General features: G+C 35.6%; 12 protein-coding genes. 5 read left to right on the forward strand and 7 right to left on the reverse strand.

The features are described 5' to 3' along the window. Position 1: 1 nt before the first annotated feature. Together soxC and D1867_RS06390 are read left to right on the forward strand one after the other, a co-directional pair. Positions 2-1,663, forward strand: coding sequence for a proton pump complex cytochrome B SoxC (soxC, locus tag D1867_RS06385; RefSeq protein WP_155863259.1), 1,662 nt, complete (start codon positions 2-4; stop codon positions 1,661-1,663). A gap of 239 nt (positions 1,664-1,902) precedes the next feature. Beyond that, entirely contained in the window at positions 1,903-2,817 is a 915-nt protein-coding gene (locus D1867_RS06390; RefSeq protein WP_155863260.1) for a Gfo/Idh/MocA family protein, read from the forward strand. A gap of 139 nt (positions 2,818-2,956) precedes the next feature. Here D1867_RS06390 and D1867_RS06395 read toward each other — a convergent pair whose 3' ends face one another. Then, positions 2,957-3,988, reverse strand: a complete 1,032-nt coding sequence (locus D1867_RS06395; RefSeq protein WP_338077990.1) for an AsnC family protein — start codon at positions 3,986-3,988, stop codon at positions 2,957-2,959. 65 nt (positions 3,989-4,053) lie between these two features. Continuing rightward, on the reverse strand, positions 4,054-4,185 hold the full coding sequence (locus D1867_RS12620; RefSeq protein WP_276608432.1) for a hypothetical protein: 132 nt from the start codon (positions 4,183-4,185) through the stop codon (positions 4,054-4,056). 334 nt (positions 4,186-4,519) lie between these two features. Between D1867_RS12620 and D1867_RS06400 the strand changes: the two genes are divergently transcribed. Next, entirely contained in the window at positions 4,520-5,692 is a 1,173-nt protein-coding gene (locus D1867_RS06400; protein WP_155863261.1) for an AAA family ATPase, read from the forward strand. A gap of 137 nt (positions 5,693-5,829) precedes the next feature. Continuing rightward, complete coding sequence (locus tag D1867_RS06405) at positions 5,830-6,882, forward strand: DUF917 domain-containing protein (RefSeq protein ID WP_155863262.1); 1,053 nt, start codon at positions 5,830-5,832, stop codon at positions 6,880-6,882. On the opposite strand, the gene D1867_RS06410 is transcribed toward D1867_RS06405, so the two are convergent. The 5 genes from D1867_RS06410 to D1867_RS06430 all read right to left on the reverse strand — a co-directional run bounded on the left by D1867_RS06410 (position 6,851) and on the right by D1867_RS06430 (position 11,857). Then, positions 6,851-8,392: a hydantoinase/oxoprolinase N-terminal domain-containing protein gene (locus D1867_RS06410; RefSeq protein WP_155863263.1), complete on the reverse strand. Its 1,542-nt coding sequence runs from the start codon at positions 8,390-8,392 to the stop codon at positions 6,851-6,853. The genes D1867_RS06405 and D1867_RS06410 overlap by 32 nt on opposite strands. Before the next feature lie 4 nt (positions 8,393-8,396). Beyond that, on the reverse strand, positions 8,397-9,458 hold the full coding sequence (locus D1867_RS06415; RefSeq protein ID WP_155863264.1) for a DUF917 domain-containing protein: 1,062 nt from the start codon (positions 9,456-9,458) through the stop codon (positions 8,397-8,399). 3 nt (positions 9,459-9,461) lie between these two features. Then, positions 9,462-9,848 (reverse strand): hypothetical protein, encoded by a 387-nt coding sequence (locus D1867_RS06420; RefSeq protein ID WP_155863265.1) that lies wholly within the window; start codon positions 9,846-9,848, stop codon positions 9,462-9,464. Then, positions 9,845-11,206, reverse strand: coding sequence for a purine-cytosine permease family protein (locus D1867_RS06425; RefSeq protein WP_155863266.1), 1,362 nt, complete (start codon positions 11,204-11,206; stop codon positions 9,845-9,847). The genes D1867_RS06420 and D1867_RS06425 overlap by 4 nt, the downstream gene beginning before the upstream one ends. A 168-nt stretch (positions 11,207-11,374) precedes the next feature. After that, positions 11,375-11,857: an Lrp/AsnC family transcriptional regulator gene (locus D1867_RS06430; protein ID WP_155863267.1), complete on the reverse strand. Its 483-nt coding sequence runs from the start codon at positions 11,855-11,857 to the stop codon at positions 11,375-11,377. Positions 11,858-12,040: 183 nt separating this feature from the next. Here D1867_RS06430 and D1867_RS06435 point away from each other — a divergent pair, with 183 nt between their 5' ends. After that, positions 12,041-14,077: a hydantoinase/oxoprolinase family protein gene (locus D1867_RS06435; RefSeq protein ID WP_338077991.1), complete on the forward strand. Its 2,037-nt coding sequence runs from the start codon at positions 12,041-12,043 to the stop codon at positions 14,075-14,077. The last annotated feature ends 3 nt before the right edge of the window (positions 14,078-14,080 follow it).

Below are 14,080 nucleotides of genomic sequence, written 5' to 3' on the forward strand. Positions count from 1 at the left end.
AATGGAGAGGAAGAAAGGATTTCTAGATTCAATATTAGATAGAATAGGAATAAACGAAGCCCCTCTATTTAGGACTCCGGATTACATGTATAACGTATCCTATTGGCTGGGGGCATTAGTTACTGCTGCTTTCGCTTACACTGTAATAACTGGATTAATTCTCCTCCTCCTTTACGAGCCAGCAGCTGCTTACTGTTCGACGGAAAACATAATATATCACGTACCTTACGGCCCAGTACTTTTATTCAGTCACCTCTACGGAGCTTACATAATGATAGTCCTAGTTTACATACACATGTTCAGGAACTTTTACAAGGGAGCTTATAAGAAGCCTAGAGAATTACAATGGGTTACCGGAGTATTACTACTTGCCCTAACCTTAGGGGCGTCGTTCTTCGGTTATAGCCTAGTAGGCGATGTTCTGGGAATTGACGCAGTGGATATAGGCTCATCGCTTTTAATAGGTACGGGCTTCCCCGGTGCAACTACTATAGTTGGTTGGCTATTCGGCCCGGGCATTGATGCCGTGCAATCGAGCAACCCAATAGTGAGGAGTGAGTTCTTCGATAGGATATTGGGTTGGCACATTATAATGGTAGCATTAATAGGCCTACTCTTCGCGTTCCATTTAATGTTAGCAGAGAGGTACGGAATGACACCTTCAGCAAAGGAGAAGCCTAGAGTCCCGGCTTTTTATACTAAAGAAGAGCAGGAAAAGTTTAACCCCTGGTGGCCTAGGAACTTCGTTTACATGCTATCTGTAGTTTTAATGACCTGGGGAGTTATATTGATAGTTCCTAACGTTTTAGCTAACATAAACGGGGCAACAATTCTAGGGCATAAAATAACTCTTCCCTTGGTAATTAACCCGTATCCTGCTCCTCAAGCTTTTACTACTGCCGCCGAGCATACTGCTCCATACCCGCCATGGTTCTTCCTATTCCTTTACAAGTTCGTAGACTTCCTATTGCCTAATGGTCTGCCGTTATTGCCGTCAATGGTCATAGCAATTCTTATTATAGGACTTGTAGTATTAATGCTAATTCCATTTTTCGAGAACAGCGAACTAATGTTCATAAGCAGTAGAAAATTCTGGACGTGGGTTATGTCAGTATTAGCTTATTCGCTAGTTGCATTATCAATCTGGGGTTACCTAGAGCCCGGAGTCCCTGCACCTTTTACCCAACAGGTAGAGATCATTGGAATACCTGCAATCATTCTCGCTATCATAATTTACTTAATACCGTCTAAGAAGAAGAAGGAAGTAAGTGCCACCAAACCTTTTGGGCCTTTATCAATTCTGGGTACTTCGGTCTCAGTATTGCTTTTTGCAGGGACTTTAGGAGATTTCTTAATATATCCTTCACTACTCGGCTTGCTAATGTTACTACCTCTAGGTGTAATGGTTTATCATTACGTGACGAGGATGGTTAGGATAATTAATTCGGCAAACCTGGGAGGAGGATATTCCCTAAGTAAGAAAGCAGCATTCGTAGGAATTCCAGTAATATTCGTAATAACAATATTCCTATTTATCCTACTTACAAGGATACCAAGCGTAGGTATACAAAGTACTTATGCGGGGATCGATCTGGGAGTAATACTATTCCTCTGGGGTTACGCAATAAACCTTTATCATTATTTGGTTTACGTAAAAGAATAATACACCTTTTTTATTTCGCAAGCTACTTAATTGTTTAATATCCTTCCTCATTTTTTCTCAGTTAAATACAAGTTTTTCACTTGAGGTTTACTGATCAATTTCCACTGTTCCCTCCTCTTACGTATAGGATATGTTTAAAATTCGCTTCAGTTGGTCATAAGTTATAACTCACTTTCTACAATACGTATCCGGTCTTCTGTATACAGTCAGTTAATAAATGTCCAAGAAAATATTATATTATGAAGGTTGCAGTAGTAGGGTGTAACGGTTGGGGCAAAGTTCATCTACACGCATTAAGGAAAATAGGGGCAGAATATTATGTATTTAGCAGAGACGAAGAGAAAGCCAAGGAATGCATGAAAAAATACGACGCAAAAGCTTACTTCACTAAATACGAGGATGTATTGAAGTCAGACGTAGACGTAATAGACTTAGTAGTAAGCCACGATAAGCATTTTGAAATGGGAATAGAAGCCATGAAGGCCGGTAAACATTTAATGCTTGAAAAGCCTATTGCGAGAACAGTTGAAGAGGCTAAAGGATTAATAAATTTCTCTAGGGAGAAAGGTGTAAAGTTAATGGTTTTAGAACAGTATTATTTCGACTCTACGGTTAGAAAAGCTAAGGAATTATTACCCAACTTGGGTAAGCTGGCTCTAATACTTGTTAGGTCAACCCACTTTAATCAACCAAAGGGATGGAGGGCAGTAAAGGAAAAAATGGGAGGTGGAGCATTAATTGACGGTGGAGTGCATTTCATTGACACTTTACTTAACTTTGGAGGAGAATACGAGGAAATTAAGTCTTTCTGTGGAAATTATTTCTCAAATATGGAAGGAGAAGATACTACGATAGCGTCATTTAAATTCACGGGAGGACATTTAGGATTATTAATTTATAGTTGGTCTACTAAAAACCCTCCTAGAGTTCCTGCCTTCGAAATATATGGAGAGAATGGGAGCCTCATAGAAGATCCCAACAGTAGAGTTCCAGGTAAACCGTACGGAGACATAATTTTTAACGGAGAAAGAATTGAGGTTGAAAAGGTCGATCCTATAGAGGTTGAGCTCAGAGAGTTTTTGAAAGCCGTAGAAAACAATACAGAAGTTCCAATGAAACCTGAAATTGCTTTAAGAGATTTGGAAGCGTCCTGAAAATATACTACAAGTGCAATATTTAATTAAAGTAAATTCATTTTTAAGCTTTAATTTTTCCTATAAATAATGTAAGCCAGTTTTCAATTGATGATTCAAAATTTATAACTCCAAAAAGGAGATTGAGTATTTTATTTCTTTATTCATTGTTAAGTAACTTTACTAACTTCTCTGCCCTTAATATCATAACTTCCGTGTTGAAATTCCACCTTCCTTTCTCAAAGTGCTCATAAGGAATTGAGGCAGTTATCATATATTGTTGATCGTAAGGATGTAAGTAGGTTTCTATTGTATCCTTCTCCTTTAGTGATGAGATAAACTTAAGGTAGGAAAGTAACGTAGACGAAGAGTCTAGGATATGGGCTACGTAACTTTTATCGTCCAACTTATAAACGTGGTACATGGAAGGAATTCTAGTAAGCTCCTCCAGAACTTCTTCCTCCTTAAAATTGACCTCAAGTCTAAAATCTGGCTTATAAAGATAAACGTTATAGAATTTTATTAATCCCTTACCTATTACGTGCGCTTGAGTGTGATAAAGCGTGTCTTTAAAAGATACCCCTAGCAGTGAAGACAAATCCTTAAGCGAAATATCGGCTCTTGCTTGTTTCTTTCCTAAAATTTTTACGTCAAGATCGTCAGGAGAGAAGCCTTCAGTTAAATCAGGTAACTCAAAGGGCTCTCTAGATGAGCTTAAGAGTCCTTCGAATACTCCTTTATTAAAATTAAAAGTAGAATACTCTATCGGGTAGGATTTCTCCTCATCGACTTTGTGTACGTCATAATGGAATATTATTCCTTCGTCTTGTAGGTAATCTAAAACTTTATCAAAACTAGTTGATGTAAAATAAATTGTCATGTTGATAACAAGAGGATTATTAATGTCTCTAAATATGAAAGTTGTTATACCATCAAATACGTTATAAAAATCTAGGAGGGGTAGCCTATAATAATTTGAGTAAATTGTGACATAATACTTCTTTAATCCCAAGGCTTCGTACCTAGGAATAGGGGCAAGCCTATAATGGTAATTTTCCCTTAACCATTGAATTAATTTATCCGCATCTCTTATTCTGGAAATGGCACTAATTATCTTTGGATTTAAATCACCAAATCTCTGTAAATAATACAAAATCTCAGAAAGCTTAAAATATTCCTTTTCGATTAACACGAGGAAAATTCAAACTCAAACTAAAAAAGATTGATCTTATAATATCTAAAAACTTTGTAAGGTGTTTATACTATACCTGCAGAATTGCTAATTTCTGCATTAGTAACCAAATGAGCTAAACCGAGCGCTGCTAGTCCTAAACCTAAAAGGATTATTACATACCTTATTCCGAGGTTTAGTTTATAGATGTTTATCATTTTTCCTCGAGAACAAGAGATGAGTATAAGACGTTAAGCCTTTGTTTATTGGGGAAAAATTTATTATAGGCGTAGCCTTTCTTCTTTCAAGATTATGGTAAATTTTATTTAGAATCTTTAGGAGAATTGATGAACATTTTTAACAGCTTCACTCATATTAAGTTCTGTATTACATATTTTGAATAATATAAAGAAGTAAAAAGGAGAGATATGCAACTGCGGGGATGGGACATTTTAAGTTTAGTGAGCTAGAAGTTTATCGAGAGCGGTTAACTCATCATTTTCTCAATAAATTTTTATGTTACGCCGGTGTAATAATTACGGAGGCGTAATAATGCTATTTGACGTTAGACCTAAGGAAGATAAGAAGGACTTGTACGATAGGGACAAAGAGGTAGATGAGGTAAAGGAAAGCGTCAATAGGAAAGTATGGATTGCAGTATACGGAATGAGGAGGGTAGGAAAGACTAGCGTTGTAAACGTTGCAGTTAATGACCCCAGATACATAGTAATTAAATTAAACCTAATGAGGATCTACGATCCTAAAAAGAAGAAATATCCTAAGACCTTCTTCGTGTCCTTATTCCTAGAGAGCATTAACGAGGCTGTAAAGAAGTACACTTTAGGCGGTAGGCTAATTAGGTTTGTTTCTAACGTATTAGGCGTAGACGAGAATTCGTTCATAGATTTTAACCTAGTCAAGATAAGGCCTAGGCTTAAGAAATTTAGGGGAGAGGACGTTAGCTCTACGATTAGGGAACTGGACTTGTTAGCTGGAGACAACAAGAGGACTTTAGTCCTTATTTTTGACGAAGCTCAAGAGTTGATGAAAGTTAACGGGATAAATTTCTCCTCAGTTTTTCACGACATTTATGATTATTGCAGAAATACTACTGTTATATTTACGGGGAGTAGTGTAGGTATACTGGAAAACATGCTAAAAAGCCTAGAATACGAAAAACCATTCTTTGGCAGGTTTATAAGAAGGATAAGGATAGAGAGGTTTAACGAACAGCTTTCTAGAGATTTCCTGCTTAAGGGATTCGCAGAAGAAGGCATTACAGTGCAGGAAGACGTAATAAACGACGCGTTGAGGAGGTTTGACGGAATTCCGGGCTGGTTAACCTTTTTCGGTTCTGAATATTCTTTCAGAATTAGGCATGGTGAAAAACAAGTAAATGTGGACGATATAGAGAAGATGGCTGTAGAGGAAGTGAGGAAGGAAGCAAAGGACTTCATTTTAGGAACGCAATCTCCCGAGAGGTATTCAGCAGCAATACTCGCTCTTGATAGGCTTGGAGGAAAAGGAAGTGTAGCCGATGTAACAAAGGTTGTTAGCTCAATATTAAGTGAGGTACCGGAGCCAAGAATTTACGAGATTTTAAATAGGTTAGTGAACATGGGATTTATTGAGAAAGAGAATGAAGAGTATTCTCTACCTAAAGACGAACCAGATAGGAAGGGATTAGTTTTGGCGGGAAAGGACGTAATGAGTTTAGTAACATGAGCTATACCGTGATAACCTTTAGAACTGTAATACATAAGAACAAGGATATAATTAGTAGGAAAATGAGACTTAAGATACCGTTTATGAGTATATGAGAAAGTTTAAGGCTTATTAATGTTAGTTTTGAAAAATATATTATGCGATTTTATATTAATGATTTATACAAACTCGCTATAGGTAGTGCAATATTAGGCTCTGGCGGAGGAGGTAATCCTTTTTTGGGATATAAACTTCTTAAAGCTAAAATGTTAGAATATAATCTTAGTTATGTAGAAACCACTGACGATATCGACGATAGTGATTTTATAATAGGTGTTGGGGGAATGGGATCTCCGTTAATAGGAATTGAAAAATTACCTGCAGGTTACGAATATTATAACTCCATGCTCATATTATCTAAGTTTATGAGGAAGAGGTTTACTAAGATTAGTCCAATAGAAATTGGCGGTATAAATTCACTAGTACCTTTTATGGCGTCTATATTTGCTAAGGTTCCAGTAATAGATGGTGATTATGAGGGAAGGGCTTTCCCTGAATTATATATGACTACAATGCATTTTTCTGGGTTCTCTGCTACTCCAATGGCTATAACTGATGAAAGGGGTAATTATGCAATCATAAGTACTGCTGATAATTTACTAGCAGAGAAAATAGCTAGGGATATTACAGTTAGATTTGGTGGTAGGGGATACATTTCAATATATCCAACAAATGGAGAAGATTACACTAAAGGTGCTATATTGGGTTCAGTAAGTTTGGCTTACGAAATAGGTAATAAGTTAGCAGAAGAAGGACTGGACGAAATGCTAAGTTATGCTAATGGCAGAATTGTCTTTCAAGGTAAGATAATTGACGTTAGGAAATTTAATGTATCCGGTTTTAATATTGGTTTTATCTCGTTAGAAGGTTTAGAAGAATTTAAGGGGAGTACTGCAACGATAATATTTAAAAATGAATATTTGTGCTTCGTGAAGGATTCTAAGTGTGAAGTACTATCCCCTGAGATAATAACATTGTTAGATTATAATCACCGTAACGTAATTACTTCAGATTCTTTAAAATATGGACTAAAAGTAGTAGTTGTTACAATTTCCGTTGATAAGAAATGGAGGGAAATAGGAGGTTATGAAATTATGCAAAAAATCGTTATGAATGAGATTAAGAGAATTCTCCCACTACCTTCACCTTAACCTTTACCGCATTACCAGGTAAATAAGGCATTTGCAATTCCTCTATTTCTCTTACTTCTACTGTATTCTCAATAGCTCCTGCCCTTATTGCTAGTTGTTTTGCTTCGTCTATTAAAGATTTTATTGCAATTTCCCTATTTATTGTCTCATAGGAGAAGGTCCTCTCCACAGTAGCACCGACTTTAGTGAGAGTTGCTCCTATTGCATTAGCGTATTGAGCGTTTTGCGGTACAACTATTTTTGACGCGCCTATCATTTTTTCTGGAATCATTATACTTCCACCGCCTACAGCTATAACTTCCACATCTCCTTTCTCAGTTTTCATTAGGTCTATTGCGTCTTCCCACATTCTTTTCATGTTTTCGTAGACTTTACTGAGGTATTCCGCAGAGTATTTTTCAAGGACTAGCTTAGGATTTGCATTTGGTAATGAAAAATTCTTTATAACCATAGCGACGTCAGTAGCAGTCAGAATATTTCCACCCCATGAAATTCCCTTATCAAATAAGGCATAGCCTACGCTTTCTGGCCCTATTTTATTACAGTTAATTATAGTGCCTCCACCTAATGCTATAGTATAAATATCTGGCATTCTGAAATTAGTTCTTATACCTACTATTTCTACTGCTACTGAGGATTCTCTAGGGTACCCATTATTTAGAACTCCTACATTAGTCGTGGTGCCTCCAACGTCCATAACTACTGCATTCTTTATTCCGGTTAGTAAATATGCCCCTCTAATACTATTAGATACTGGTCCTGCCACTGTGAAAATTGGATAATTTCTTATAAAATCTTCTGAGGCTACTGTTCCATCGTTTTGTGCAAAATAAATTTTGACGCTCTCCAGTCCCATGGAACTAAGTACGCTCTTTAGTTTACTTATAAGATTATTGAAAATGTTCAATATTAATGCGTTAAGAATTGTAGCATTTTCCCTTTCAAGTAAACCTAAGCCACCTATTTCATGAGATAGTATTATGGGAGTAGTAATTCCTTTTTCTCTAAGTATCTCCATAGCTCGTATTTCATGATCTCTGTTAACTATAGAAAAGATTGATACTATTGCTACTGCGTCAACTTTGTCTTTTATCTCTTCAGCAATTTCTCTTATTTTATTAGTATCCAACTCCGTAATTTCTTCACCAGTGTACTCGTGACCTCCTCTAACCATAAATTTAAAGGTCACGTATCTTTCTAGTGCCTCAGGCCAGTCAAACGTAGGTGGTATTCCTTCTCCTGCAGGGAGACCTATTCTAATTATAGCAACTCTATTAAGGTTTCTTGCTTGATGTAATGCGTTAAGCCCGTGAGTCGTCCCTATCATTAATGAAGTTATTTCGTTTTTCCTCTCTCCTAATTTAGATATTATAGACCTTAGAGCATTTATCAAACCTTCAGTTAAGTCTTGAGTTGTCATTACTTTATCTGCAGCTATTAGGCTCCTGCCCTCTAAGGCAACTGCGTCTGTGTGGGTACTGCCTATGTCAATCCCGATTTTGATTCCCATACTTTCATAACCTCTTATCTATAGGAATGTATTCTATATTATATCCAAAAGCTTTCGGACCTATATATTTTAAAGCCTCCTCAGTCCTTAATTTTTCATTGGCAGGAACTCCGATTACAATAACTTTTTGTCCGTATTTTAGTCTATCAGTGGTGATGGGCTTTTGATTAAACAAGTCAAGTACGACTATTAAATCTGGTACAGTAACTAGAATCTCATTATTTGTTCTAGCAATTAGAAATTCGTTTTGAAAGTCTATTTGTAAAGTTTTATTATAATAGCTCTCTATTCCTTCTATTACTACATATCCTTTTGAAAATCCTTTTTCAACCTTTCTATATACGTCTATTACTTTGCCTTTGAATAAGATTTCAGCCTTAAGCTTATCCAGAACCTGATCTAATTTTTTATCATTTAGCAGTTCACCTATTTCTAAGGCTAACGTTAACGTGTCAAGTACAGCATTTTTTAAATAGTCTTCCATATTCATGCCGTAAAGTGCTATGTATGCACTTCCTCCAAATCTAACTGTTATTATCCTGGCAATTTTCTCTGTCCAATATCCATCAATTCCTTGTATCACGCTAGTATTTCCTCTTTCATCAAATATTACCATAGGAGAAGGACTTACACCGTAAAAGTAAAACGTAGTCATTTGTAATTCTGGAAATGCCCTTCCCATTCCGTCTCCATCGACTATCGGAATTCCCGTCTTTGCTGAAGTTATGAGTGGTATAGTTGAATTTACACCCCCGATTTCTAAAGGCGTTATATAATCGATCAACTTATTCATTACATATGAATAAATTTCGAGAGCTTTCTTAGCCTCAGAACTACTAGGAATTTTCTCTATCATAACTATTGGTGCACCCATCATTGCACTTCCTAGAACGAACGCTTTATTGGATTTTGGTCTTCTTATGATTTCTAATTCCCCTTTACTTTTAAGCTCTCTTTTTAACATTAATCCGCCAATATAGGGGTCCCCTCCACCTCCTGAACCTAAAAATGACGCCCCAGTTGTTAGGTTATCAACGTCATTTATTCTTATGTAATACGTCTCCATTAGTTACACCTTTATAATGGAATACCCGTTCTTATAAGACATGCCTAATAATATTGCTCCCCATACGATCTGTACTAGGGACAATATGGTTTCCACAACAGTTATCTGAATAGAGCTAGATAGTACTGGGGCGTAAATTATGGAAACATAACCTAGTGCGAATGACACTAGCAACCAAGCCGCCTGAACTCCTGATCTTATTTTATCGTCTTCAATCTTATTTAACGTATATCTACCTAAACTCCATGCTGCTATTCCAATGATAAGTATGCCGTAAATTAGATTATAATATTTTGCAAATCCATCAACTAACATGTACAATATTGAGAAAATTATACCTGCTATTATATTATAAATTATATAGTCCTTGAAAAGAATGTTAAGATTCATTTTAAGTCTCCACCTCTATAAACATATGGAAATATCTCGGGTTTTCTACCCATTTTTATGAAAACGTAATATATTATAATATAGGATAGGAATCCTGTTAATAAGGAGTTTATTGCGGGTATTCCTACGCTAACAAAGTATCCTACTATGGAGCCAAGGGCTAATGCGAGAACTCCTGCAATATTTAAGTTGTAATATATGTTTCCCGGCATGAATTGATATCTTTCATGCGGATTCCTCATTTTAGTTAGAAAGCTTTTTACAACGTAAAAATCTGCTATTAATATTCCTCCCATTGCAGGTAGGAAGTCTCCCAGTAATGATATGAAATTCTCAAAAGGAACTATAGATGAGCCTGCAGTAAAGCCTATATATGCCGCTATAGCTGTACCTATAACTCCGTTAATTATTGAAGCAATTTCACGCCTTATTGGATATAAATTTACTAAAGATAATGACCCGCTATATAAATTGTCGGTGTTTATAATAAATTGACCAAAAACTATTATTAGTAGTACACCTATACCCATTCCCAAATCTAACATTGCATTCGTTATTAAATACGATCCTGTAACTAATACTATGGCCACACCGCCTAGTATTAAGAACGGATAAAGGAATATTATATGTGATATCCAGGCAGTGCTTGCGTCTTTGGGCGATTTAGCAAATCTAGCTATATCTGGAGAAATTATTGTTCCCGCAATATATAGTCCAATTACCGAAGAAATTCCATATAGCAAATTAGTTTCGTGAGCAGGGGATGCTGCAAATACTGCAGGTATTCCTCCTTTTAATGCTAAAACTATTGCAATGCCTATTCCTATTAACCATATGTGAAATGGAATGGTAAAATAACTTAGGAACGATAACATTCTATACCCTACATACGTCATTATTATCATTAATATGCCGCCCCATATCGATGCCACACCTACTGAGAAGAGTGGGTTATTAGGAAATATTTCACTCATAACTATACCGAATAACCAGGTTTCTACAGCGTACCAACCTATTCCAGTGGTTATTGTAATTAATAATAACCCTGCAATTTTTCCGCCCCATCTACCAAGAGGGAATCTCCACATAACATAAGTTGACAGACCACTGTAAGAGCCTACTGCAGCGATTAAAGCTCCTAATATAGCTAATACTATTGTTCCAGAGATTACAGCCAATATTGCTTGAGAGAACGTTAGCTCGTAGCCTAGAGCGCCTCCAGCCCAAATTACCGCTATGGCTCCGTATACTGAAGAAAATACTAGAAAGATATTGTAGAATCCATATCTAGACTCTTTGGGAACTGGTCTAATAGAGTAATCATCGAATCTGGATTTTGTTTTCTCTTCTCCTGCCATATATCCTAAAGTATAAATTTAGAATAAAAGTATTTTATAGTTTGAAGAAGATTTTAGATAAACACAATGAACTATAACCTAGCATTATCAATCTTCTTTTGTAATCTTTATTTGGTTTAAAGGATTATAACATCAATACCCTATAGACTATGCAAATTAGAGAAAAGCTTATATAGAAGAAATTAGGACTGATTTTCCCCACGCCTTGTATGTCTTTACGGCTAAATTTAGTCTATAATCTACAACTGCCTTGTCATTTATTATCTTAAGTACTTCTTCCTTTAGACTAGAAGCATCTTTATGGAATATTCTTATAAGAAGATCCCAATCTCCCATGTATTCTGTTACTTCATAAACTAAGTCATTGTCCAATAATCTACGCAAGAAATCGTTTCTCATGCCCAGATCATTTCTCAATTTGACTAGGATATCAGCATATGGAATATTAAGATTCTGTAATATTACTACTCCAACAATTTTTAATATCCCACTATTTTGTAGTCTTATTCTTCTAACTCTAACGCTAGTCTTGGATAGTCCTATTAGCTTTCCTATTTTCGCATCTGAGATATTTGCGTCCTCATTAAGTATTTTTAGTATTTTAATATCTTTATCATCTAGCTTATTACCAAATACCTCTTCCCATACCATTTTATGCTTTATAAGCAGAACTATTATTTATCATTTTCTTTTGACATACAAAATTTGTAGCCTATTAGAATTCTTCATAGCATAATAACTAGTCTTTAGGTAAGCAAAAATTTTCTAATAGACTATCCATGACGTAGAAATTAAAAACTTAATACTTATATTCATTCAATCACTAGTATTTGCGTGAGAATTGGAATAGACATTGGAGGAGCATTCACTGATGTAGTAGTTTTTGACGAAAATTCTGGAGACTTACTATGGACTAAAGTAGAAACTACGCCAGACGACCCTTCCGTAGGAGTTATCAAAGGCGTGGAAAGTTTAAACCTTGATCTAAAAAATGCGGATTTAATCATACATGGGCAGACATTGGCTATTAATACAATAATAGAGAGAAAGGGTGCAAAGGTAGGCTTAATTACAACTAAAGGATTTAGAGATATTCTAGAAATTCAGCGAGCTAATAGGCGTGACATGTATAATTTTAGATATAAAAAACCTGAACCATTTGTACCGAGATATTTAAGGTTAGAAATAAGTGAGAGGATTAAGTCTAATGGCGAAATTCTAAGACCAATAAATGAGGAGGAAGTAAATGACGTCGTCCAAAAGCTGTTGGAAATGAAAGTATCTTCAATAGCTGTAAGTTTAATTAACTCATATATTAACCCAATTCATGAAAAGAAAGTATATGAGTTAATTAAAAAAATTGATGACAAGGTATTCGTTACTTTATCTAGTGACATTACGAGAGAATGGAAAGAATATGAGCGAACTAATACTGCAGTACTGAACACCTATATTATGCCAAAAATTCATGAATACTTAGATAAAATAGAAAGAGAGTTTAGAAATAGAGGATTTAAAGGAAACTTATTTGCAATGTTATCTAATGGAGGAACAAGCACTTTCGAATTTGCTAAAAAATATCCAATTTATACATTAGAATCCGGTCCAGTTGCAGGCATAGTTGGAGCAATAAAGATAGGTGAGGTAATGGGTATAAAAGACATTATTACATTTGATGGCGGTAGTACAACTACTAAAGCTAGTTTGGTGTTTAATTCTGAACCAAATATTACCACAGAATATTATATAAATAGAAATAGATACAATCCAGGATATCCGGTTAAAGTACCTACTGTAGATATAATTGAAACAGGCAATGGAGGTACTAGTATAGCCTGGATTGATGAGACCAATAACCTTAATGTTGGACCAAGAGCAGCAGGATCTATGCCTGGACCTGCCGCCTATGGAAGGGGAGGAAAAGATCCTACATTAACGGATGCTTACATAATATGCGGGTTATTAAATCAGGAAGAATTACTGGGTGGTAAAATTAAAGTTAATAGAAAGCTTGCTGAAGAGGCTATAAGTAAAATTGCTAATTATTATAAAATTCCAATAGAAGAAGCCTCATACGGAATTATAAAAATTGCTAATTATAATGCCTCGAACGTAATAAGACTTATCTCAGTGCAGAGGGGTTACGATCCCAGAGACTTTACATTATTTGCGTACGGAGGTTCTGGTCCAATGTTTGCTCCATTTGTCGCAAAAGAATTAGAGATAAGGAAAATCGTAATACCTTATATCCCTGCAGGTGTATTTTCGGCTTGGGGTATGTTAGCTACAGATATTAGGCACGATTTAGTTATGAGCTTTCCATTAAGGATTGATAAGGAGGATTCTATTAAAATAATAAATGATAAATTCTATGAATTGGAAAATAGAGTTAAAAGCATCTTAGCGAATGAGGGATTTAGTAATATAATAATAGTAAGATATGCTGAAATGAGGTATTATGGTCAAGAGCACACAGTTAAAGTACCAATAATGGGCGGGATAATTAGAGATATAGAGATTGAAGAAATAAAGAGAAGATTTAACGAAGTTCATAAGGCTATTTATTCCTTTACTTTAGATAGTCCGATTGAAATAGTCAACTTCCATGTATCTGGTATAGCTAAGTTAAATAAATTACCAATAATCAAAATTAATAGGGAGAACAGACAAATTGATAAAGCATTTAAAGGAATGAGGAAGACGTATCTTGGAAAATTCGACGAATGGCCAGTTTACGATAAAGAATTATTGCCACTTAGCTACGAAGTTCAAGGCCCGGCAATAATTGAAGATGATACGTCTACTGCTATAATACTAGATGACCAGAAAGGAGTTCTTGACGAATACGGTAATTTAATCATAACATGGTGATAT

It is taken from the genome of Acidianus infernus, assembly GCF_009729545.1.
GTDB lineage: Archaea > Thermoproteota > Thermoprotei_A > Sulfolobales > Sulfolobaceae > Acidianus > Acidianus infernus.

Coding starts and splice junctions, on each gene's coding strand:
- D1867_RS06410 (WP_155863263.1), bottom strand. CDS start 8,392: ATGGGAATCAAAATCGGGATTGACATAGGCAGTACCCACACAGACGCA.
- soxC (WP_155863259.1), top strand. CDS start 2: ATGGAGAGGAAGAAAGGATTTCTAGATTCAATATTAGATAGAATAGGA.
- D1867_RS06390 (WP_155863260.1), top strand. CDS start 1,903: ATGAAGGTTGCAGTAGTAGGGTGTAACGGTTGGGGCAAAGTTCATCTA.
- D1867_RS06405 (WP_155863262.1), top strand. CDS start 5,830: ATGCGATTTTATATTAATGATTTATACAAACTCGCTATAGGTAGTGCA.
- D1867_RS06400 (WP_155863261.1), top strand. CDS start 4,520: ATGCTATTTGACGTTAGACCTAAGGAAGATAAGAAGGACTTGTACGAT.
- D1867_RS06425 (WP_155863266.1), bottom strand. CDS start 11,206: ATGGCAGGAGAAGAGAAAACAAAATCCAGATTCGATGATTACTCTATT.
- D1867_RS06430 (WP_155863267.1), bottom strand. CDS start 11,857: ATGGTATGGGAAGAGGTATTTGGTAATAAGCTAGATGATAAAGATATT.
- D1867_RS06420 (WP_155863265.1), bottom strand. CDS start 9,848: ATGAATCTTAACATTCTTTTCAAGGACTATATAATTTATAATATAATA.
- D1867_RS06415 (WP_155863264.1), bottom strand. CDS start 9,458: ATGGAGACGTATTACATAAGAATAAATGACGTTGATAACCTAACAACT.
- D1867_RS12620 (WP_276608432.1), bottom strand. CDS start 4,185: ATGATAAACATCTATAAACTAAACCTCGGAATAAGGTATGTAATAATC.